This is a genomic window from Rhizobium sp. Root1204 (assembly GCF_001424965.1).
Taxonomy (GTDB): domain Bacteria; phylum Pseudomonadota; class Alphaproteobacteria; order Rhizobiales; family Rhizobiaceae; genus Pararhizobium.
Window position 1 is genome coordinate 678906 of record NZ_LMCZ01000001.1, and the last position, 21232, is coordinate 700137.

Below are 21232 nucleotides of genomic sequence, written 5' to 3' on the forward strand. Positions count from 1 at the left end.
CCCGATGTCCAAGGTCACCGTCCGCACGCTTACTCCTTCCGAAACCGCTGCTGCCCTGCCGGCACTTGCCGAAATCCTGTCCGACTGCGTCGAAGGCGGCGCTTCTGTCGGGTTCATGTCGCCCTATACGCCGCAGGAGGCAATTCCCTATTGGGAAGGGGTGGCCAGGGCGGTCGCTGAGGGCAGTACAGTGCTGATCGTGGCGGAGACGGATGGGGAAATCCTCGGCACGGTTCAGCTTGGCGTCGGCATGATGCCGAACCAGCCGCATCGCGCCGATCTGAAGAAACTGCTCGTCCACCGCAAGGCCCGTGGTCTGGGGCTTTCACGCCTGTTGATGGACGCCGCAGAAGAGGAGGCCCGCAAGTATGGGCGGCATGTTCTGGTACTCGACACAGCAACCGGAAGCCCGGCGGAAAGCATCTACGAGAAATTCGGCTGGCAGCGCGTCGGCGTCATTCCGCAATATGCTCTGATGCCGGACGGCAGCTATTGCGGTTCGACATTCTTCTACAAATCGCTGGCCGCAGATTGACGTGCGCCGCACTGGCGAACGCCACCTATCCTTGTCACCAAAAATGGCTATACCACGCCGGAAAAACCCGCTTTTTCCGGCCAATGGCCCCATTCCTCGCCCCCTGTCTTCGTGCTAGCTGACTTTCAGCCGCAAGGCCATAATTCTTAAGGGGAACCCATGAAAACCATTCTTCAGCGGGCGGCCATCGCCGCGCTTTCCATCGCCATGCTTGCAGGCGGCATCTCCGTTGCTTCGGCAGCCGATGTCACCTTCGAAATGAAAAACAGCCATCCGAATGCCGTTGAGGTCGAGCTCTACAGCCAGGACCGCGATCATGTCTGGCCGGGCAACAATCAGGTTTACCTGCTGGACGACGGCGAGACCAAGCAGATCCCGCTGTCCTGCGACCAGGGCGAAAAGATCTGCTACGGCGCCTGGATTTCCGGCGACAAATCGACCTATTGGGGCACAGGCCCGGATAATGCCGAGACCTGCTCGGATTGCTGCTACACCTGCACGGGCGGCAGCACGGAAGAAATCGACCTCACCGAATAGCCGGACCGACCGGGAGAGCCAGGCGTCCGCGCACGCGCCGCCCTGGCCCTTCCAACACAGCGCGAGACCGATGGACGCGCATGGAAACAGAAAGTTCATTAACCAAAAGGCCCGCTCTTCATCTTCCTGCCGCAATCGGTAGTATGAAGCAGAGTAGATCTATTGGGGACCTGTGATTCCATGATGAAGAAAATCGCCGTATTGGCCATCGCCGCAGTTTATCTTTCCGGCTGCACCACGACCGACCCCTATACGGGCGAACAGAAGATGTCGAACACCGCCGGTGGCGCGCTGATCGGCGCGGGCCTCGGTGCCGCAACCGGCCTTCTGGTCGGTGGCAGCTCTGCCGGACGGCGCGATGCCGCGCTTGTCGGCGCGGGCATCGGCGCGCTCGGTGGTGGCCTGATCGGCAACTACATGGACAGCCAGGAATCCGAACTGCGCGCACAGCTGCAGAACACCGGCGTTTCGGTCACTCGCGTCGGCGACCGTATCGTTCTCAACATGCCTGAGAACATCACCTTCGCCACCGACCAGGACCAGATGAGTCCACGGGCCTATCCGACGCTGAACTCGGTCGCGATCGTACTGCGCAAGTTCAACAAGACGCTTGTCGATGTCGATGGCCATACGGATTCGACCGGCAGCGCCAGCTACAACCAGGGCCTCTCGGAGCGCCGCGCCATCTCGGTGGCCAACTATCTCGGTTCGCAGGGCGTCGATCAGCGCCGCATGTCGGCCGTCGGCTACGGCCCGGACCGGCCGATCGCATCGAACGGCAGCCCAGCCGGACGCGCGCAGAACCGCCGCGTCGAAATTTCGATCGCGCCGATCAAACAGGGCTAATCCGCCTCAAAGCTTCAAAAGCCGGCCGCTTTTTCTGCAGCGGCCGGCTTTTTTGTGCCTGGAATCCCGTCCGGGTTTGGCATAGGGCCGAAATTGGACCAATGAACAGAATCATCCCGGCCTGGACACCATTGACGCGAGGTGCCCCGAAAACCTAAAATCCTCGCTCGCGAATGTGAGAATATTCGAATGCGTGTCAACGCAGAACGCCTCTCTGAAGCCCTGGATCAGGTCCAGGCTGCGGTTTTTGAACCCTCGCTGTGGCTGCCGACAATGGAAGCGGTCAGCCGGGCGAGCGGTGCTTTGGGCATCAATATAATGGAGCCGTCCGGCCGCGGTACTTTCGGCGCGGTGCTCAGCACAGAAAATCTTGAAACGCTTCTGGACGGCTATATGCGTGACGACTGGGGATCGCGGGATTTTCGCGCGAACTTGCTACAGCCACTCCACCGTGCTGGCGTCGTGCTTGAAGCCGAAATTATCTCAAAAGAGCAGTTCGACCACCACGAATACTATCAATTCATGAAAAAGCACGGCGTTGGCGATTGTGTGCTGATGGACATCTCCTCAGGCAAGGATGCGCTGTATTTCGTCCTGCAGAGTAGCTTGACCGACGATTCCCCGCGGGCAACGGACTTACCGCATTTTCATACCATCCGGACACGGCTGCTGACCGCCGTGCACCTCGCCCAGCATGTCGACGCCAGCAGGGTCATGGGCATGGCAGCGGCCTTCCAGACCTCGAATATTGGCTGCATCTTCTTTGACCGGAAAGGCCTCGTCACACTGACGAACCTCAAGGCCGAAACGCTGTTTTCGGACGATTTGCGCATTTCCAGAGGCGAAGTGCGCGCCGGCTCCGCACATGAGACGGCGCGCTTTCACCGGGAACTCAAGATCGCGTTGCAGGCTGCCGGCCCCGGCGCCGAGCCATTGTCCGCCGTTCGCCTGTCACGCACGGGCAAACGGCCGCTCATCGTCCGGTTCGAACGGTTTGGTCCGCAGCTTGCCGATTTATTCTCGCATTCCTGCGCCTTGGCCCTGATCGAGGATCCGGACGACGAGATGCGGCAGAACCCGGAAACACTGATGGCGCTATTCGACCTGACCCCGGCAGAAACCCGGATATCGATGCTTGTCGCCAGCGGCATGAGCGCCGTTGACATCGCCAGCCAGCACGGCATCAGCTATGAAACGGTCAGAAGCCATATTCGCTCGATATTCCAGAAAACCGGCACCGGCCGGCAATCGGAACTCAGCGCCCTGTTCGGTAAAATCCGGCTTTAAAGAGGCTGCTTGCCGGCCGATCCCGGCGAATAGGCGTGTTGCCCGCCATTGAAATCAGACACCGTGTAGCAGCCATCGCCGTTATCCTCGATGGTCGATGCGCTGATCACCGTTTTGCCGTGACCGCCGGGGATGTCGAGGATGTAGGCGGGCTGGCAGAGGCCGGAGACACGGCCGCGCAACGAGGCGACCAGCGCCTGCCCCTCCTCGATCGTCAGGCGGAAATGGCTGGTGCCTGGCGCAAGATCGGGGTGATGCAGGTAATAGGGCTTGATTCGGTTTTCGACGAAGGCGCGCATAAGCGCCGCCAGCGTGTCGGGATCGTCGTTGACGCCCTTGAGCAGCACCGACTGGCTGATCATGACGATGCCGCTATCGACCAGCCGGGCACAGGCGGCGCGCGCGTCTGCCGTCAGTTCGCGCGGATGGTTGGCATGCAGCGCCAGATAGGTGGTCTTGCCGCTGGCCTTGAGCGCTGCAATCAATGCTTCGTCGACACGTTCAGGTTCGACAACCGGCACGCGGGTGTGAAACCGGACGATCTTCACGTGTTCGATACCGGCCAGCCGCTCCATGATCGACGCCAGCCGGCGCGGCGACAGAACCAGCGGATCGCCGCCGGTGAGGATCACTTCCCAGATTTCCGGATGATCGGCAATATAGGCGAAGGCATTATCCATCGCCTGCGATGCAAGCGTCCCAAGCCCCTGCGGCCCGACCATCTCGCGGCGGAAGCAGAACCGGCAATAGACCGGGCAGACATGCACGGCCTTCAGCAGCACGCGATCGGGATAGCGATGGACGATGCCTTCGACCGGACTATGGGCGCCGTCACCGATCGGGTCTTCGCGCTCTTCCGGCAGACGAACGAGTTCCGCCATATCAGGAATGAACTGCCGGGCGATCGGATCGTTGGGATCATTCGGGTCGATCAGGGCTGAGACAGCCGGCGTGACGGCCACCGCATAACGCGCGGCAACCTCCTCCAGCCCGGCGCGCCGGCCGGCAGGAACAAGGCCGGCGTCCTGCAGATCACCGATCGACTTGAGGGAGCGAAGCACTGTCACCGGCGGTCCTCACTCAGCGGCTCGGTCTGCGCCACCGGCGCCCAGATCACCTGGTCGATCCGCGATGCACCGGTTGCCAGCATCACCAGCCGGTCGAAGCCAAGCGCGCTGCCGCTCGCCTGTGGCATGATTTCAAGCGCCTTCAGGAAATCTTCGTCCAGCGGGTACGTTTCGCCGTAAACGCGCTGTTTTTCGGCCATTTCCATGCCAAAGCGGCGGCGCTGTTCGGCGGCATCCGTCAGTTCGCCGAAGGCATTGGCGAGTTCCACACCACAGGCATAAAGCTCAAACCGCTCGGCGACGCGCGGATCATGCGGCGTGGGCCGCGCCAGCGCGGCCTCGGCGACGGGATATTCATAGAGGATCGTCGCCCGGCCGAAGCCAAGATTGGGCTCTACCTTCTCGACGATGACCCGGCTGAACATATCCGCCCAGGTATCATCGTCCGCAACTCTGAGGCCGGCGACCCGAAGGGTTCCGGCAAGGCGTTCGCGGTCGGTTTCGCCGCTCCGGCCGATGGAGGAAAGAAGATCGACGCCGGCGAACCGCGCAAAGGCTTCGGCAACGGTGATGCGCTCAGGCTCGGCAAACGGATCGGCCTGCGCGCCGCGATAGCTCAGCTGCTTTGCCCCCAACGTTTCCGCCGCAAGCCCGAGTATCCCAGCACAGTCGCGCATCAGCGCATCGTAGGTTTCTCCGGCGCGGTACCATTCCAGCATGGTGAATTCTGGATGGTGCAACGGCCCGCGTTCGCGGTTACGATAGACATGGGCGAAGCAGGCGATGCGCGGTTCCCCGGCAGACAGCAGTTTCTTGCAGGCAAATTCCGGGGACGTGTGGAGATAGAGCGGGGCAGTGCTACCATCGTGATGGATAGCCTGCGTTGCGAAGGCATGCAGATGTGCCTCGTTGCCCGGTGACACCTGCAGTGTCGCGGTATCGATCTCGACAAAATCGCGATCGGCGAAGAAACCACGCAACGCCGCCTGAATCCGGTTGCGGCCGATCAGGAAACCACGGCGGTCGGCATGGACATCAGGAGTCCACCAGGGAGAGGCAGCAGGCATGAACGTGTGGTTCCGTTTCTCGGGCAGTCTATATTTCGCGGCAGTTGTACGGGTTTCTTCGAGCCTGATCCGCCGTCACACTGGCAATTTGCCCAAATATAGGATAGGTGCGGCCCGAAAACGCATTCTGGCGTCTGTGACGCGCATATTTCGTGCGCTCCTCTACGACGCATCAAGCTCAGTTACAAGGAAGACTTATGGTCAAGGTAATCGCCTCCTCGGTCCGCAAGGGCAACGTTCTCGAAGTCGACGGCAAGCTTTACGCCGTTCTCACCGCGCAGAACTTTCACCCTGGCAAGGGTACGCCCGTCACGCAGGTGGATATGCGCCGCATTTCCGACGGCGTGAAGGTCTCCGAGCGCTGGCGCACCACCGAGCAGGTCGAGCGCGCCTTCGTTGAAGATAGCGACCACACCTTCCTGTATGAAGATGGCGAAGGCTTCCACTTCATGAACCCCCAGACCTACGATCAGGTTGCCGTTTCGCCCGACGTTATCGGCGACGACAAGGCTTATCTCCAGGAAGGTATGGCTGTTCAGCTGAAGATGTACGAAGGCCAGGCGCTGGCCATAGAACTTCCCACCCGCATGACGCTCGAGATTGCCGAGACGGAACCGGTCGTCAAGGGCCAGACGGCATCGTCCTCCTACAAGCCGGCGATCCTGTCGAATGGCGTGCGCACCATGGTGCCGCCGCATATCGGCGTTGGCACCCGCGTCGTCATCCTGACCGAAGACGCATCCTACGTGGAACGCGCCAAGGATTGATCCTTGATATCTGGATTGTGAAAACGGGCGCGGCTTCAAACCCCGCCCGTTTTCGTTTCTGCGGCAGAGTTGCCGCTAATGCTTCAATTCCGGATAGGCGTCCGACACCTCATCAACGCCTCTCAGCGTGCCGTCATACCCCTCAAGCGTGACACAAACGCTGGAATGAACATCCAGCACACCGTCGCGCCGTACCGCCATGCGTGATCCATTACTGCGTACCAGAACCGCATCACCCTTGAAGCCCTGCTTCAACAACCAATCGCGCGAAGCATTCAGGCGAATGCGCACTTGGCTGGCATCATCTTGCTCGCGCGCCACGATAAGCTCATAGGAAACCGGCTCGGAATGACCGTTGATTTCCAGCTTGCCCTGGCTACTGCCTTCGGCTGCGAATGTTAGCATTGTCGTTCTCCTTTGAACCCGGCCACTATCGTCGAACGGCGCGGCCGACCGCAATCAACAGGCAAGCACCGACGAAGCCGATGACCAGATAGGCAAGCCATCCGGTGAAGCCCATGCCGGCAAAAGCGAGGATGGCATTCAGCACGACGGCACCGACGATGCCGAGAATGATGTTCATGAAGACGCCCATGTCGGATTTCATGAACTGTTCAGCCAGCCAGCCGGCAAAGCCGCCGATGATGATTGCCGCAATCCAGCCTACGCCATTGACGTCCATGTGTTTGCCCTCGCTTGAAACAGGTTTCTGCTGCAACCGATAACGGTCGAGCGGGTCATATGTTCCGCCCTGCTCAATAAGCAGTATCAAAGTGCCTTATATTAACCCCCACAAATATGAATTTGCCGGCAGGGTCCGCATTCGCTAGAGCCGTACTGGGCGTGATCGGCACGGCCTGCGGGAGAATGACATCTTGGATCAGCGCACAGCAGCATCAGCCGATGGCAACGAAGGCCTCATTCCACCCGCAGCAACATTGCCTGACACCGGCACCGCAGCTGCGCTCACCGGCGGACTGATGTGCCTTCTGTCAATGTCGAGCGTCCAGTTCGGCTCGGCGCTGTCGGCACCGTCAATCGCTGCCTATGGCCCATTCGGCACCACCTGGCTGCGCCTGGCCTGGGCCGCTATGCTGCTGGCCATCGTCGTGCGTCCACCGATCCTTCGCTATTCGCGGGCGCAGTGGCAGACGGCCGGTCTGCTCGGCGCCTGCATGGCGGGCATGACGCTGTGTTTCTTCGCGGCCATCGAGCGCATCCCGCTCGGTCTCGCCGTCGCCATCGATTTTCTCGGGCCGCTCGCGGTTGCCACTTTCGCTTTCGGCCTCGGCTGGCGGCTGGTCTGGCCGTTGATCGCTGGTGCCGGCGTGCTTTTGCTCGCCCATGACGGCAACGGCTGGATCGGCGATTCCACCGGCATTCTCTTCGCCTTCGGGGCCGCCACAGGCTGGGGGCTTTACATTATCCTGATGAAGAAGGCCGGAAACGCCTTCGAAGGCCTGCAGGGTCTCTCCATGTCGCTGATCGTGGCAGCAATCGTCGCCACGCCTTTCGGGCTTCTCGACCTGCCGCGCATAACGATGGAAGGCGTGGTGACGATCGCGGGTCTAGCGCTGCTTGTACCGCTCATCCCTTACGCGCTGGAAATGATCGCGCTGCGCCGCATGAGCACATCCTCCTTCGGCATCCTGATGAGCCTGGAGCCGGCGCTTGGGGCACTTGCGGGTTTTCTGGTCCTCAGCCAGCCGATGACTGCCCTGCAGATCATGGGGACTGTTCTGGTCGTCGCAGCCAGTGCCGGAGCCACCGCCACAGGCCGTTGAAACGCCCGAGAATTATTGCCGCGCTTTTTGCAAACCCGGTGATAGAGTGCTGCTTCGCAAGCGTCGCTTTTTCCATCGAGGTGTGCATGTTTCCACTATCGCATATGATGAAAGCTTTCATTCGCAAGGGTCAGCTGACCGTCATCGACGCCGATGGCAAACCACATGTTTTCAAGGGTGAGCCCGGTCCGGAAGTGACCATGCGGCTGACCGACCGCAAGCTCTACCGCACCCTCGTCTTCAATTCCGAACTGGCCGCCGGCGAAGCCTATATGGACGGCACGCTGCGCTTCGAAGACGGTTCGAACTTACGTGATTTCCTGACGCTGTTTTCCATCAACCGGCTGTCGCTCGGCTCCTATCCGATCCAGAAGGCGCTGCGCGCCATCAAGATGCGCTTCCGCAAGCGCCAGCAGTCCAACGTCAAGGGCGAGGCCCAGCGCAACGTCGCCCATCATTACGACCTCGGCAACGACTTTTACAAACTCTTCCTCGACGAGCACATGCTCTATTCCTGCGCCTATTTCCGCGAACCGGACGAGACGCTGGAACAGGCGCAACGCAACAAGTTGAGACTGCTTGCTTCCAAGCTTTGCCTCCGGCCCGGCATGAAAGTGCTCGACATCGGTTGTGGCTGGGGAGATCTGGCGCTCTATCTTGCCCAGCTTGAGGATGTCGAAGTGCTGGGGGTGACGCTGTCCAAGGAACAGCAGGCACTGGCGACACAGCGCGCCAAGGATGCCGGACTGGAAGGCCGCGTGCGCTTCGAACTGCGCGATTACCGCGAGGTCAACGAGACCTTCGATCGCATCGTCTCGGTCGGCATGTTCGAGCATGTCGGCGTCAGCCACTATGATGAGTTCTTCAAGAAGGTGAACACTCTGATGCCCGACGACGGCATTGCGGTGCTTCATTCGATCGGCCATATGAGCCCGCCCGGCATGGCCAGCGCCTGGCTGCGCAAATACATTTTCCCCGGCGCCTATTCACCCGCCCTTTCCGAGGTTTTCGAGGTGGTGGAGCGCAACAGCCTGTGGGTCAGCGATCTCGAATTTCTGCGCGTCCACTATGCGACGACGCTCAAGCATTGGGTCGAGCGCTTCGATAAGAACCGCGACAAGGTCGTCGAGATGTATGACGAACGCTTTGCCCGCATGTGGGAATTCTATCTGGTCAGCTGCGAGATGATGTTCCGCACCGGCAGCCAGCTGGTGTTCCACATGCAGCTGTCGCGCTCGCGCGATGCCGCACCGATCGTGCGCGACTACATCACCGACCGGCAGAAGGCCTACATCATCCGCGAACAGACGCTCAATATCACCCTATGAGCGCCTGATCGCTGTCACCCTGCCATTGCAGCCGCTTGTAATCGAAGCCGTATTCGAGCGTCGGCTTGACGATGGCAAAATAGGGCGAAAGATCGAAATCGCGCGGCGTGTAAAGCGAATGATGGCGAATATGCAGGATTTCGGCGCGTGAATAGGTCGAAGTCGCCGACGCCCTGCCCGGCGCCCGGGTAATCTCCGGCAGGATCGGATAGCGGATCTGCTCAAAGGCCTGGGCGATCAGCGTCGAGCAGATTGCCCGTGTCGGGTCGCCGGACCCGAAAGCCAGCATGCGGCGGCGAAACCGCACCGGCACCGGCGGTGTCGGCATGAAGTAGCGTAGCATATCGAGGATGTTCTTCATGTCGTATTTCAGGCCGAGCCGCGAAATCATGAAGGACAGAACGGCGTTGCGATCGTCCGGCGTCAGCCCGACAGGCCGGCAGATGCGGGTGTTGTAAGTGCAGTATTTTCTGAGCGGCACCGCAACGCAGCCTTCGCCGAGATTGACCTCGATCAGCTGCGGACGGTCGATCACCGGCAGCGTTGCCTGATCGAGCGTCAGCGGGATTTCGTCACCGGCAAAGAACGCGGCATGCGACCAGGTCGATTGAGTGAGATACTTGATCGTGTTCGAAACCTTGTGATTGCCCTCGATCAGCAGGATATCACCCGGCCGCAGCGTTCGCGCCAGCGTTTCGGGGTCGGACGGCGTATAGGGTTCGTATCCCGATGTCCGTGCCGTCAGCCTTCCTGCCATCGCCATGCCGATGCGATCGAGAAGCGTATCCTTGCTGGTCAGAAGCGGGTTCATGCGCAAGCAGCCTTCGTTCGGCGTTCATCCTCCTGTTTATGTAGGAATTTATCCTGCCGCCTGTCGAGTCACACGACCGGTTCGGGGGTTGACCTTCGCGTGATGCGGTCTTAATTTAGAATTATTCTAAACTAGGTTGATCGCATCATGTTTTCCCGTCTGTTTTCGCGCCCCAAGCGTTCGCTCTCCTCGCTGTCCGAACAGGAAGTCCTGGCACTTGCCATCTCATCCGAGGAAGACGACAGCCGCATCTATTTTGCCTATGCCGACGCGCTGAAGGACAAGTATCCGGACTCTGCGAAAGTCTTCGAGGACATGGGAGAGGTGGAAAACACCCACAAGACCATGCTGATCGACATGCACCGCCGCCGGTTCGGCGAACGTATTCCCCTGATCCGCCGCGAACATGTCAGCGGATTCCCTGCCCGCAAGCCTGACTGGCTGCGCCACAACCAGTCGCTCGACGCCATGCGGCGCGAGGCGGAAGAGATGGAAACGCAGGCCTACAATTTCTATGTCGAGGCGGGCAAAAACACATCCGACGCAGCAACCCGGCAATTGCTTGGCGATCTGGCATTGGCCGAGCAGGGTCATGAGGACATTGCCCGCATGCTGACGGACAAGCACGTGCCGGAAAGCGCGCGCAAAAAGGAAGATGAGGCGGCACACCGCCAGTTCCTGCTGACATACGTGCAGCCGGGCCTTGCCGGACTGATGGATGGCTCGGTCTCGACCCTGGCCCCGATTTTCGCCGCCGCCTTTGCCACCCAGGACACATGGCAGACCTTTCTCGTCGGCCTGTCGGCGTCGGTCGGTGCCGGCATATCCATGGGCTTCACCGAAGCCGCCCATGACGACGGCAAGCTCTCCGGCCGTGGCTCGCCGCTGAAGCGTGGTCTTGCCTGCGGCATCATGACGACGCTCGGCGGCCTTGGCCACGCCCTGCCCTATCTCATCCCGCATTTTTGGACGGCCACGATCATCGCCGCCGTCATCGTCTTCTTCGAACTCTGGATCATCGCTTTTATCCAGAACAAGTATATGGAAACGCCATTTTTGCGCGCGGCCTTCCAGGTGGTGCTGGGCGGCGGACTGGTGCTGGCGGCGGGCGTGTTGATCGGTAACGCATGATTAAAACGTTTTGCCGCCCGGGGTTTTCCCTGTTACAGACACGGGGGCGTGAGCACTGTCTCATCGATTGAAAAAAGGAGTACGGGTTTCACGCGGCACCGCCCGTCTGGCGCCCCGAATTCTCCCAAATCTGAGGTGAAGCGATGGATGACATCGCCGATCACGGTATTCGCTTCGGGCGAATTGCCGCCATGCTCCCGGTCAAGGATATGGGCAAGGCCCACGACTTCTACGTCAATGTCCTCGGCTTCCGCAAAACCTTCGAAAACGGCAATCCGGTCGGCTTCATGATCCTCAAGCAGGATCAGGCCGAACTGCATCTGACCCTGCAACCCGGCCACAAGGCCGCTGCCTTCAATGTGGCGCATATGATGGTGGCGGATGTCGATGCCTTGCATGCGATTTGCCAGAGCCACGGACTGCGCATCATCAAGGGCCTGCAGGACAAGGACTATGGCCTGCGCGCCTTCGTCTTTGAAGATCCAGATGGCAACCGGATCGATGTCGGTCAGGTTCTTCCCGCAAAGCCCCGCTGATCAGAAACAGGAAGGGCGCGACCTACGCAGGTCGCGCCCTTTTTCAAAACCTTGAACTGGCGGCAATCAGTTCCCGACCGAACCCACCAGCACTTCCGCGCCGTTCTCGATCGTGACCCAGCGGCCGGTGTTGAACGATGCCTGGCGCTTGAGGAAGCGATAGGGTGTCTTGCTCCAGAGCTTCACGTCATTTTCGAGATTGTCGAGGATGAAGTCACCCTGTGCCGTGCGCACGGTCAGGACTGCATGGCCTTCGCCATCCGGCTTGCGAACAACGGTGATCAGCAGGTCAGACGGAGAGAACCCTTTTTCCATCAGGCGCTTGCGCTTCAGAAGAACGAAATCCTCACAATCGCCCGCACCTTCGGGATAGGCCCAGACCTCGTCCTTGCCGAACAGGTCCATGTCGGTCATCGGGGTAATCTCGCTGTTGACGGCGAGATTGACCTGGCGGATCACCGACCAGCCGAAATCGGTGACGCGCGGCGCTACCGTCGATTTGGTCTTGATTTCGCATTCCGGACGATGGGTCTGGCAGAATTCGTAGTGGCCGATCGGCTGCGAGGTGATGGCGCCCGTCTGCATCGACAGCGCGCTTGCCGATGGCGCCGGAATAGCAACGCCTGCCGAAGCGAAAACAGCCGCAAGTACCACGACCACTTTCCTGATGCCCATCAACTGCGCCATGCGTGTCCCCTGTGGCGCGGTTTCTTCTGAAACCTCAGAAAGAACCCCCGCGAAAGCCTGAAATCCGTGGTCAGCTTTCGCGGTGAAACCCCGCCGCGCGCCGCTCTAATCATTAACAAAGAGTTAACAGCGCGGCCGAAACGAAGTCAATCACATGAATCGGGGATCGCCGGATATGGTTAAAATGCCCGGCAACGCCTTTGGTCGTAGGGGTTTACGGCTTTCAGCCAGCCAGCATCGCATCCACGGCAACCAGAATCCGCTCGATATCCTCCGGCCGCGACAGGCGGTGATCGCCATCGCGGATCAGCGTCATCACCACATCGTCCGAGGGCAGATGCTCCATCAGCTTCAGGGCATGGCTATAAGGAACATCGGGATCCTGCATGCCCTGCAGGATATGCACCGGGCAGCCGGTCTCGATAATGCCGGTCAATACGCGGTTCTGCCGCCCGTCCTCGATCAGCCGGGCGGTAAAAATATTCGGATCCGGCCCGTACGGAGTCGGCTCTTCGAAATAGCCACGTTCGGCCAGCGAAGCGCGTTCCGCATCCGAAAGATTCGGCTCAATCAGCTCGCTGGTGAAATCCGGCGCAGGGGCGATCAGCACGAGGCCGGCAATCCTTGTTCCTTCGCCGCGAGCGCGCAGTTCGGCAACCAGCCTGAGCGCCACCCAGCAGCCCATCGATGAGCCGACGAGAACCATGCGCTCCGGGTTCAGATGATCGATGACCGCGAGGCTCTCCTCCAGCCATCTTGAAATCGTCCCGTCGGTAAAGGCACCACCGGAGGCGCCATGGCCGGAATAGTCGAAGCGGATGCAGGCAGCACCGGAAGCGGCCGCGTGCCGCTCCAGCTCGACGGCTTTTGTGCCGGTCATGTCCGACCGGTAGCCACCCAGCCAGACCAGGGCGGGCAGGCGATTGCCGCTCTTTGCCTTCAGGACGCGCATGGCGATGAGCCGCGATTCGCTGCCGGTACCGACTTCAAGAGTGTCCGGTGCGGTGTTCGAAACTGGCAATGACATGCTATTTTCCTTATTTTAAAGCGCTTACCGCTGATTTTCTTTCTAAAACAGATTCTTCGAATGCCTGACAGGTGGTGATTTTCGTGAAGAGCTGTGTTATTGACTTTTCCGCAGCAATTTACACATGAAGACCAAGCGGCAGTGGAACGGCATTTTAGCCGGGACAAAGCGCTATCATCCGAACATTGCATTCGTAACAGCTCGAGGAGAGTACGACCATTCGCAGACCGTTCAAAACGGACGCCCCAGTCAAAGACGGGCCCCGCTCTAACAAGGAAATCCGGTCCCCCCGGGTGCAGCTCATCGACGCCGAAGGTGTAAACCACGGCAGCGTTCCCACCGATCAGGCGCTCCGCATGGCGGAAGAACTGGGTCTTGACCTCGTCGAGATCTCGCCGAACGCGGAACCGCCGGTGTGCAAGATCCTTGATCTGGGCAAGCTGAAATACGCGACGCAGAAGAAGGCCGCCGAGGCGCGCAAGAAGCAGAAGATCATCGAGATCAAGGAGATCAAGATGCGTCCGAACATCGACACGCACGACTATGACGTCAAGATGCGCGCGATGAACCGCTTCTTCGAAGAAGGTGACAAGGTCAAGGTGACCCTGAAGTTCCGCGGCCGCGAAATGGCCCACCAGGAACTGGGCATGAAGCTGCTCCTCCAGGTGAAGGAAGACACTACGGCAATCGCCAAGGTGGAAGCCGAGCCGAAGCTGGAAGGCCGCCAGATGATGATGGTTCTGGCTCCGCGGTAATCCCCGCCCAGAACCACCGCTGATGAAGCCGCCGGATTGGCGGCTTTTTCATTGCAATGACTGGCAATCGGGAAATGTCGGGCTGTTTCCGGAATCCCATTGCACTTTTCGGGCGCTTCGGTTACAAGCCCCCGTCCGAACGGTCCGGCAGGGCATGCCGTGGCCGTTCTTTACGCTGGAGACGACCTCGTCAGTCGATCTCAAAACCAAGAAGAATGGAGTAGCAAAATGCCCAAGATGAAGACGAAATCCTCGGCCAAGAAGCGGTTCAAGATCACCGCGACCGGCAAGGTAATGGCAGCTGCCGCAGGCAAGCGCCATGGCATGATCAAGCGGTCCAACAAGTTCATTCGCGATGCACGTGGCACCATGGTGCTGGCAGAGCCAGATGGCAAGAAGGTCATCAAGAACTACCTGCCCAACGGTCTCTAAGACGTCTGGCACTTTTGGATTTATAAGGAGATCATAACATGGCACGTGTAAAACGCGGCGTAGCAGCTCACGCCAAGCACAAGAAGACACTCAAGGCAGCCAAGGGCTTCTACGGCCGCCGCAAGAACACCATCCGCGCAGCCAAGGCTGCTGTGGATCGCTCGAAGGCATTTGCCTATCGCGACCGCAAGGTCAACAAGCGCAACTTCCGCGCCCTCTGGATCCAGCGCATCAACGCTGCCGTTCGCGAACATGGCCTGACGTATGGCCGTTTCATCGACGGTCTGGCGAAGGCTGGCATCGAAGTCGACCGCAAGGTTCTCTCCGACATGGCTATCCATGAGCCGGCAGCATTCGGCGCGCTTGTCGCTGCCGCCAAGAAGGCGCTTGAATACCTCAAGGACGCAGGCACCACCAACGAGTTTGAAAGCGCGGTTCGTTAAGACCAGCGCTTCCCAAGCCTTTTGGAATACGAATTGGGAAACCCGCGCTGGCACGGCTGGCGCGGGTTTTTCTTTGACCGATCACGGCAATGAACCGGGAAATGAACGATGTCCGATCTGGAAACCCTGAAAGACAATCTGCTGGCCGAAGTAACCGCTGCCGGTGACGAAGCCGCGATCGAAGCCGTGCGCGTCAACGCACTCGGCAAGAAAGGCTCGATCTCCGAGCTTTTGAAGACGCTCGGCACGATGACGCCGGAAGAGCGCCAGACCCGCGGCGCCGCCATCAACGCGCTGAAGACCGACGTCTTCGAAGCGATCGCCACCCGCAAATCGGCCCTCAAGGACGCAGCGATCGCCGAACGGCTGGCGCGCGAAACCGTCGATATCTCGCTGCCGGTCCGCTCCTCGCCCGCCGAGCGCGGCCGCATCCATCCGATCAGCCAGATCATCGACGAGATCACCGCGATCTTCGCCGATATGGGTTTCTCGATTGCCGAAGGTCCGGACATCGAGACCGACTATTACAATTTCACCGCGCTGAACTTCCCCGAAGGCCATCCGGCCCGCGAAATGCACGATACGTTCTTCTTCAATCCGGACGAGAAGGGCGAGCGCAAGGTTCTGCGCACGCATACCTCGCCGGTGCAGATCCGCACGATGGAAGCGCAGAAGCCGCCAATCCGCATCATCATTCCGGGCAAGACCTACCGGCAGGATTCGGACGCCACCCATTCGCCGATGTTCCATCAGGTCGAAGGCCTTGTGGTCGATACCAAGTCGAACGTCGCCAACATGCGCTGGATTCTCGAAGAGTTCTGCAAGACCTTCTTCGAGGTCGATGACGTGACGATGCGCTTCCGCCCGTCGTTCTTCCCGTTCACGGAACCGTCCTTCGAGGTCGATATTCAGTGCGACCGTTCCTCCGGTCCGATCGTCAAGTTCGGCGAGGGCACCGACTGGATGGAAATCCTCGGTTGCGGCATGGTGCATCCGAACGTCCTGCGCGCCGGCGGGCTTGATCCCGACGTCTACCAGGGCTTTGCCTGGGGCATGGGCCTCGACCGCATCGCCATGCTGAAATACGGCATGCCGGACCTCAGAAACTTCTTCGATGCCGACGTTCGCTGGATGAGCCATTACGGCTTCCGCCCGCTCGACATGCCGACCTTGTTTGGCGGTTTGAGCGCTTAAGATCGTCGATTGAACAATTTCCGCCAGCACTTCCGAAACGAGGAAGCACCGGCAAGACATTAGGACACGAGTGAAATCATGAAATTCACACTCTCCTGGCTGAAAGACCATCTGGAAACGGATGCCACCCTTGAACAGATTTGCGAGCGCCTGACCTCGATCGGGCTCGAGGTCGAGGAGGTCGATGACAAGGCCGCGTTCAAGCCCTTCGTCATCGCCAAGGTCGTCTCGGCCGAAAAGCATCCGCAGGCCGACAAGCTGCGCGTCCTGATGGTCGATACCGGCACCGGTGCCCCGGTCCAGGTCGTCTGCGGCGCGCCGAATGCGCGCGCGGGCCTTATTGGCGCTTTCGCCGCCCCCGGCGCTTACGTCCCCGGCATCGATGTCACACTCGCCGTCGGCACCATCCGCGGCGTCGAAAGCCATGGCATGATGTGCTCGGAAAAAGAGCTGCAGATGTCGGACAGCCATGACGGCATCATCGACCTGCCGGAAGATGCGCCGGTCGGCACCAGCTTTGCCGCCTATGCCGGGCTCGACGATCCGATCATCGAAATCAACCTGACGCCGAACCGTCCCGACTGCACGTCGATCTACGGCATTGCCCGCGATCTCGCGGCCTCCGGCCTCGGCACGCTGAAGGCAGCGCCGCAGCCGGCCTTCAAGACCGAAGGTGAGACCACCACCAAGGTCAAGCTCGATCTTGGCACAGACAGCCATCTCTGCCCAGGCTTTGCGCTTCGTCTCGTGCGTGGCGTCAAGAACGGCCCGAGCCCGAAATGGATGCAGCAGCGCCTGCTCGCCATCGGCCTTCGCCCAATCAATGCGCTGGTCGACGTCACCAATTACATGACCTTCGACCAGGGCCGCCCGCTGCACGTCTTTGACGCCGCCAAGGTCAAGGGCAACCTCACCGTCCGGCGCGCCACTGAGGGCGAAAAGGTTCTGGCGCTCGATACGCGCGAATACACTCTTTCGCCGGCTAACGTTGTCATCGCCGATGACAAGGGCATCGAGTCGATCGGCGGCATCATGGGCGGCGAGCATTCCGGCTGCGATGAAAACACCGTCGACGTGCTGATCGAATCCGCACTTTGGGACCCGATGAACATCGCCAAGAGCGGCCGTTCGCTCGGGATCATCACCGATGCGCGCTACCGCTTCGAGCGCGGCGTGGACCCGGAATACATGGTTCCAGGTCTTGAGCGCGCCACCCAGCTGGTTCTCGACATCTGCGGCGGCACGGCCGCCAAGACCGATGTCGTCGGTTATGCCGGCTACACGGCGAAGATCGTCGATTTCCCGGTGTCCGAGGTAAAGCGCCTGACCGGTCTTGAGGTCAGCGCGCAAGAGAGTATCTCGATCCTCACGGGCCTCGGCTTCGGCGTTGAAGGCTCTGGCGAGCGCGTTTCGGTTTCCGTCCCCTCCTGGCGTCCGGATGTCGATGGCAAGGCCGATCTCGTGGAAGAGGTCATGCGCATCCATGGCGTCGACAATATCAAGCCGCAGCCGATCGAAAGCATCGGCGCCGTCAACGGCAAGATCCTGACGACCCTGCAGATCCGCACCCGGCTTGCCAAGCGGGCGCTGGCATCCCGCGGCATGCTGGAAGCCGTCACCTGGTCCTTCATCTCGAAGGCACAGGCCACCCTGTTCGGCGGCGGCGCGGAAAGCCTGTCGCTCGCAAACCCGATCGCTGCCGATATGTCCGACATGCGGCCGTCGCTGCTCCCCGGCCTGTTGACCGCGGCCCAGCGCAATGCCGACAAGGGCTTTGGCGACGTGGCGATCTTCGAAGTCTCCGGCACCTATGAAAACGATACCCCGGCCGGGCAGCGCCGTGTTGCCGGCGGTATCCGCCGCGGCACCGCATCGCTTGCCGGTGCCGGCCGTTCCTGGTCGAATGCCGCCAAGGGCGGCGGCAAGCCGGTTGATGTCTTCGACGCCAAGGCCGATGCCATTGCTGTCCTCGAAGCCTGCGGCGTGCCGATGGGCAATGTCCAGTTCGAAGCAGGCGGCCCGTCCTGGTATCACCCCGGCCGTTCCGGCACGATCAAGCTCGGCCCGAAGATCGTTCTCGGCCATTTCGGCGAGTTCCATCCGAAGGTTCTCGAAGCGCTCGACGTTTCCGGCGCGCTTGCCGGTTTCGAAGTCTATGTCGATGCCATGCCCGAGCCGAAGAAGAAGGCCACCCGCACCAAGGCCGCACTGGAGCTTTCCCCCTTCCAGGCCGTCAAGCGCGACTTCGCCTTCGTCGTCGACAAATCCGTCGAAGCCGGTGCGATCCTCAAGGCCGCATCGAGCGCCGACCGCAAGCTGGTCACCGGCGTCAACGTCTTCGACATCTTTGAAGGCGCATCGGTTGGCGAAGGCAAGAAGTCCGTCGCCATCGAAGTCGTCATCCAGCCGGCTGAGCGCACGCTGACCGACGAAGATTTCGAAGTTTTGACGGGGAAGATCATCGCCAATGTGACGAAGAACACCGGTGGGGTTTTGCGGGCGTAAAAAGCGTGAGCACCGGGAGGGGCGATTTGCCTCTTTCGGTGGTTCAACGCAGGCTGACGCGGTGTTTGGGCGATGGACGCCGCGACTGGACCGCTTTGCGCCATTTGCAGACATCAGATAATGGCTGTCGTGATGAACGAATTTCGCAATATTTTTAGAGGACCACAGTTTTGAACGATGTTTCCCTGCCGGTGCAAAAACAGCTTGAGGCTTATAATGCACGTGACATTGATGCGTTCATGCCTTGGTGGGCGGACGATTGCCAGTATTATTCTTTCCCAAACACTCTGCTGGCGGGAAGTGCTGCGGAAATCAAGGCGCGCCACGTCGAGCGGTTCAAAGAGCCTGATTTGTACGGCAATTTGCTCACACGCATCGTTGTCGGAAACGTAGTTATTGATCACGAAACTGTCACGCGAACCTTTTCTCAAGGAAAGGGAGAGATCGACGTCGTCTGCATCTATGAAATTGAAGACAGCAAGATCGCGAAAGCGTGGTTCAAGACGAGCGAGCCCCGAATGTATCTTCCTATCGCCTGAGTTCTGCAGGCAATAGGGGGCCGCTGGGCCAGAAGGCGACAATCCGGCATTTCACGGCCTGCCCGCATTCTGTATTTTTCGGTCGCTGTTTCTATGGTGGCTGACTTGGTCAGCTGAGAGGACTTGCCCCTTCGCACCCGCCGATGTAAATAACATCCGTCGCGAAAAGCGGCCGCTTCCCTTGATCCGCTCGGTAGCGGAGTAAACAGGTGGACGAATTGTCGTCCAGGTGGTCAAGCACACGCCATCCCTGCGCATTTTTGGCATGGATCGGCCAGCGTTTCCCTTAAACCACACGCCTGATCTCCGTCAGGCCCTATCGCACGCATCGGCGCGGATCGCGTCCGCATGCCTGCGTCGATCGGATTGCGCCATGAACAGGCCTCTGCTTGTCATTTTTACCGCCATTGTCCTCGATGCCATCGGCATCGGTCTCATCTTTCCCATTCTGCCCTCCCTGCTGCAGGAGGTGACCCACACCCAGAACGTCGCGCCTTACATCGGTACGATGACCGCTCTTTATGCGGTGATGCAGTTTATCTTTGCCCCGGTGCTCGGCGCTCTCAGCGATCGTATCGGCCGCCGGCCCGTGCTGTTGATTTCGCTTGGCGGTGCGGCCATCAACTATCTCTTCCTGGCTTTCGCATCCAATCTCTGGATGCTCTTCATCGGCCGCGCCATCGCCGGCCTCACCAGCGCCAATATTGCCGTCGCAATGGCCTATATCACCGACATCTCTGCCGAGGACAAACGCGCCAAGCGCTTTGGCCTGTTCAATGCCATGTTCGGCATCGGCTTCATCATCGGCCCCGTCCTCGGCGGCGTCCTTGGCGATCATTGGCTGCGGCTGCCGTTCATCGCGGCGGCGCTGCTCAACGGCTGCAATCTGCTTCTGGCCTACTTCATCCTGCCGGAGTCCCGCACACCGACACGCGAGGCACTGGATCTCGGCGCACTCAATCCGCTGCGCCCCTTGCGATGGGTGTTTTCGCTGAAAAGCGTTTTGCCGCTGGTCTTCATCTTCTTCATCTTCAGCGCCACCGGCGAAGCCTATGGCACCTGCTGGGCGCTGTGGGGTAACGATGCCTTTCATTGGAACGGTCTGTGGATCGGTCTTTCGCTCGGTGCTTTCGGCATCTGCCAGACGCTTGCCCAGGCATTCCTTCCCGGCCCGGCCGTGAAGCTTCTCGGTGAGCGGACGGCTATTCTGGCCGGGGTCACCGGCACCTGCATTGCCCTCGTCGTCATGGCGTTCGCCACGCAAAGCTGGATGATCTTCGCGATCATGCCGGTCTTTGCGCTGGGTGGCATTGGCGTTCCGGCACTGCAATCTCTTGCCACCCGGCAGGTTGACGAGCGCAGCCAGGGCCAGTTCCAGGGTGTGCTGGCGTCCGTTGTCAGCCTCGCCACGATCATCGCACCGTTGGCCTTCTCAAGTGTCTACTTCGCCTTCCGCCAACACTGGCCCGGCGCGATCTGGCTATCGGTCGTTGCCGTCTACGCGATCGGCATGCTTTTGGTGCTTGGCCTGCGATTGAAGCCGCCGGTGGCAAGTGCGCCGTAAGGCCAGCGCCCTCCGCAACAGGTTGGAAGCAGATCCTGACGGGGATATGCGGCAGCCCATCAAGACGGACTGCGCACTGGAAAACGGGTATGGTGGACGTTCATATTGCTGAAATACTTCATGTTTCCAGCTCGACAGCATCTGCGGCCGAAGTCACGCCACCGAACCGCGCGCATTTTTCATTCCCGTAAATCCCCGCGATCAAAACCTGTGCCATCATCATTGCGTCCTGTCATCGGCGAGACCGCTAGGCGTAGCGGTGAGACAGGGCCGGTGCCGGGTGRAGGACAGACGTAAGCCTTTGTCCGGTGGATGGTCAGAAAGTGGTTTCCCTCCCGTCTGCAAAATGGCGGGGCGTGCCTGTGAGGCACACATGAGGACCGGCGAGCG

At 60.1% G+C, this 21232-nt stretch carries 23 protein-coding genes; 16 read left to right on the top strand and 7 right to left on the bottom strand.

Going from position 1 to position 21232, the window contains the following annotated elements:
- Positions 1 to 4 precede the first annotated feature (4 nt).
- The 4 genes from ASC96_RS03350 to ASC96_RS03365 all read left to right on the top strand — a co-directional run bounded on the left by ASC96_RS03350 (position 5) and on the right by ASC96_RS03365 (position 3205).
- Complete coding sequence (locus ASC96_RS03350; protein ID WP_060501268.1) at positions 5 to 535, top strand: GNAT family N-acetyltransferase; 531 nt, start codon at positions 5 to 7, stop codon at positions 533 to 535.
- Positions 536 to 694: 159 nt separating this feature from the next.
- Positions 695 to 1072: a hypothetical protein gene (locus ASC96_RS03355; RefSeq protein WP_060501270.1), complete on the top strand. Its 378-nt coding sequence runs from the start codon at positions 695 to 697 to the stop codon at positions 1070 to 1072.
- A 180-nt stretch (positions 1073 to 1252) separates the two neighbouring features.
- Positions 1253 to 1918, top strand: coding sequence for an OmpA family protein (locus ASC96_RS03360; protein WP_060501272.1), 666 nt, complete (start codon positions 1253 to 1255; stop codon positions 1916 to 1918).
- A 189-nt stretch (positions 1919 to 2107) separates the two neighbouring features.
- Complete coding sequence (locus ASC96_RS03365; RefSeq protein ID WP_060501274.1) at positions 2108 to 3205, top strand: helix-turn-helix transcriptional regulator; 1098 nt, start codon at positions 2108 to 2110, stop codon at positions 3203 to 3205.
- Here the strand turns inward: ASC96_RS03365 and ASC96_RS03370 are convergent.
- Positions 3202 to 4272: a lysine-2,3-aminomutase-like protein gene (locus ASC96_RS03370; protein ID WP_060501276.1), complete on the bottom strand. Its 1071-nt coding sequence runs from the start codon at positions 4270 to 4272 to the stop codon at positions 3202 to 3204. The two genes, ASC96_RS03365 and ASC96_RS03370, sit on opposite strands and share 4 nt — an antisense overlap.
- Positions 4269 to 5339: an EF-P lysine aminoacylase EpmA gene (epmA, locus tag ASC96_RS03375; protein ID WP_060501277.1), complete on the bottom strand. Its 1071-nt coding sequence runs from the start codon at positions 5337 to 5339 to the stop codon at positions 4269 to 4271. The genes ASC96_RS03370 and epmA overlap by 4 nt, the downstream gene beginning before the upstream one ends.
- 197 nt (positions 5340 to 5536) lie before the next feature.
- On the opposite strand from epmA, the gene efp reads away from it, so the two are divergent.
- Positions 5537 to 6106, top strand: coding sequence for an elongation factor P (efp, locus tag ASC96_RS03380; protein ID WP_060501279.1), 570 nt, complete (start codon positions 5537 to 5539; stop codon positions 6104 to 6106).
- 75 nt (positions 6107 to 6181) lie between these two features.
- Here efp and ASC96_RS03385 read toward each other — a convergent pair whose 3' ends face one another.
- Together ASC96_RS03385 and ASC96_RS03390 are read right to left on the bottom strand one after the other, a co-directional pair.
- Positions 6182 to 6511 (bottom strand): hypothetical protein, encoded by a 330-nt coding sequence (locus ASC96_RS03385; RefSeq protein WP_060501281.1) that lies wholly within the window; start codon positions 6509 to 6511, stop codon positions 6182 to 6184.
- Between the two features lie 25 nt (positions 6512 to 6536).
- Positions 6537 to 6788: a GlsB/YeaQ/YmgE family stress response membrane protein gene (locus ASC96_RS03390; RefSeq protein ID WP_060501283.1), complete on the bottom strand. Its 252-nt coding sequence runs from the start codon at positions 6786 to 6788 to the stop codon at positions 6537 to 6539.
- Positions 6789 to 7026: 238 nt separating this feature from the next.
- On the opposite strand from ASC96_RS03390, the gene ASC96_RS03395 reads away from it, so the two are divergent.
- Entirely contained in the window at positions 7027 to 7890 is an 864-nt protein-coding gene (locus ASC96_RS03395) for an EamA family transporter (protein ID WP_244481822.1), read from the top strand.
- Between the two features lie 86 nt (positions 7891 to 7976).
- Positions 7977 to 9218, top strand: a complete 1242-nt coding sequence (locus ASC96_RS03400) for a cyclopropane-fatty-acyl-phospholipid synthase family protein (RefSeq protein WP_060501287.1) — start codon at positions 7977 to 7979, stop codon at positions 9216 to 9218.
- On the opposite strand, the gene ASC96_RS03405 is transcribed toward ASC96_RS03400, so the two are convergent.
- The gene (locus ASC96_RS03405) at positions 9208 to 10029 is read right to left on the bottom strand and encodes a lipo-like protein (protein ID WP_060501289.1); all 822 of its coding nucleotides are present in this window, start codon (positions 10027 to 10029) and stop codon (positions 9208 to 9210) included. The genes ASC96_RS03400 and ASC96_RS03405 overlap by 11 nt on opposite strands.
- Positions 10030 to 10176: 147 nt before the next feature.
- Between ASC96_RS03405 and mbfA the strand changes: the two genes are divergently transcribed.
- Together mbfA and ASC96_RS03415 are read left to right on the top strand one after the other, a co-directional pair.
- Positions 10177 to 11160: an iron exporter MbfA gene (mbfA, locus tag ASC96_RS03410; RefSeq protein WP_060501291.1), complete on the top strand. Its 984-nt coding sequence runs from the start codon at positions 10177 to 10179 to the stop codon at positions 11158 to 11160.
- 143 nt (positions 11161 to 11303) lie between these two features.
- Complete coding sequence (locus ASC96_RS03415; RefSeq protein ID WP_060501293.1) at positions 11304 to 11696, top strand: glyoxalase superfamily protein; 393 nt, start codon at positions 11304 to 11306, stop codon at positions 11694 to 11696.
- Positions 11697 to 11762: 66 nt separating this feature from the next.
- On the opposite strand, the gene ASC96_RS03420 is transcribed toward ASC96_RS03415, so the two are convergent.
- Both ASC96_RS03420 and ASC96_RS03425 read right to left on the bottom strand, forming a co-directional pair.
- The gene (locus tag ASC96_RS03420) at positions 11763 to 12383 is read right to left on the bottom strand and encodes a transglutaminase-like cysteine peptidase (protein WP_060501295.1); all 621 of its coding nucleotides are present in this window, start codon (positions 12381 to 12383) and stop codon (positions 11763 to 11765) included.
- Between the two features lie 223 nt (positions 12384 to 12606).
- Entirely contained in the window at positions 12607 to 13410 is an 804-nt protein-coding gene (locus tag ASC96_RS03425) for an alpha/beta hydrolase (RefSeq protein ID WP_060501297.1), read from the bottom strand.
- A 218-nt stretch (positions 13411 to 13628) separates the two neighbouring features.
- Between ASC96_RS03425 and infC the strand changes: the two genes are divergently transcribed.
- The 7 genes from infC to ASC96_RS03460 all read left to right on the top strand — a co-directional run bounded on the left by infC (position 13629) and on the right by ASC96_RS03460 (position 20842).
- Complete coding sequence (gene infC / locus ASC96_RS03430) at positions 13629 to 14165, top strand: translation initiation factor IF-3 (protein WP_060501299.1); 537 nt, start codon at positions 13629 to 13631, stop codon at positions 14163 to 14165.
- Between the two features lie 228 nt (positions 14166 to 14393).
- On the top strand, positions 14394 to 14597 hold the full coding sequence (gene rpmI, locus ASC96_RS03435; RefSeq protein ID WP_018323613.1) for a 50S ribosomal protein L35: 204 nt from the start codon (positions 14394 to 14396) through the stop codon (positions 14595 to 14597).
- Positions 14598 to 14635: 38 nt separating this feature from the next.
- Positions 14636 to 15040: a 50S ribosomal protein L20 gene (rplT, locus tag ASC96_RS03440; RefSeq protein WP_037103878.1), complete on the top strand. Its 405-nt coding sequence runs from the start codon at positions 14636 to 14638 to the stop codon at positions 15038 to 15040.
- A 108-nt stretch (positions 15041 to 15148) separates the two neighbouring features.
- Positions 15149 to 16234, top strand: coding sequence for a phenylalanine--tRNA ligase subunit alpha (gene pheS / locus ASC96_RS03445; RefSeq protein ID WP_060501301.1), 1086 nt, complete (start codon positions 15149 to 15151; stop codon positions 16232 to 16234).
- Between the two features lie 78 nt (positions 16235 to 16312).
- Complete coding sequence (pheT, locus tag ASC96_RS03450; RefSeq protein ID WP_060501303.1) at positions 16313 to 18739, top strand: phenylalanine--tRNA ligase subunit beta; 2427 nt, start codon at positions 16313 to 16315, stop codon at positions 18737 to 18739.
- A gap of 170 nt (positions 18740 to 18909) precedes the next feature.
- Positions 18910 to 19278 carry a nuclear transport factor 2 family protein gene (locus tag ASC96_RS03455; RefSeq protein WP_060501305.1) on the top strand — a complete coding sequence of 123 codons (369 nt, stop codon included), beginning with the start codon at positions 18910 to 18912 and terminating at the stop codon, positions 19276 to 19278.
- A gap of 373 nt (positions 19279 to 19651) precedes the next feature.
- Positions 19652 to 20842: a TCR/Tet family MFS transporter gene (locus tag ASC96_RS03460; protein WP_060501306.1), complete on the top strand. Its 1191-nt coding sequence runs from the start codon at positions 19652 to 19654 to the stop codon at positions 20840 to 20842.
- Positions 20843 to 21232: the final 390 nt, after the last annotated feature.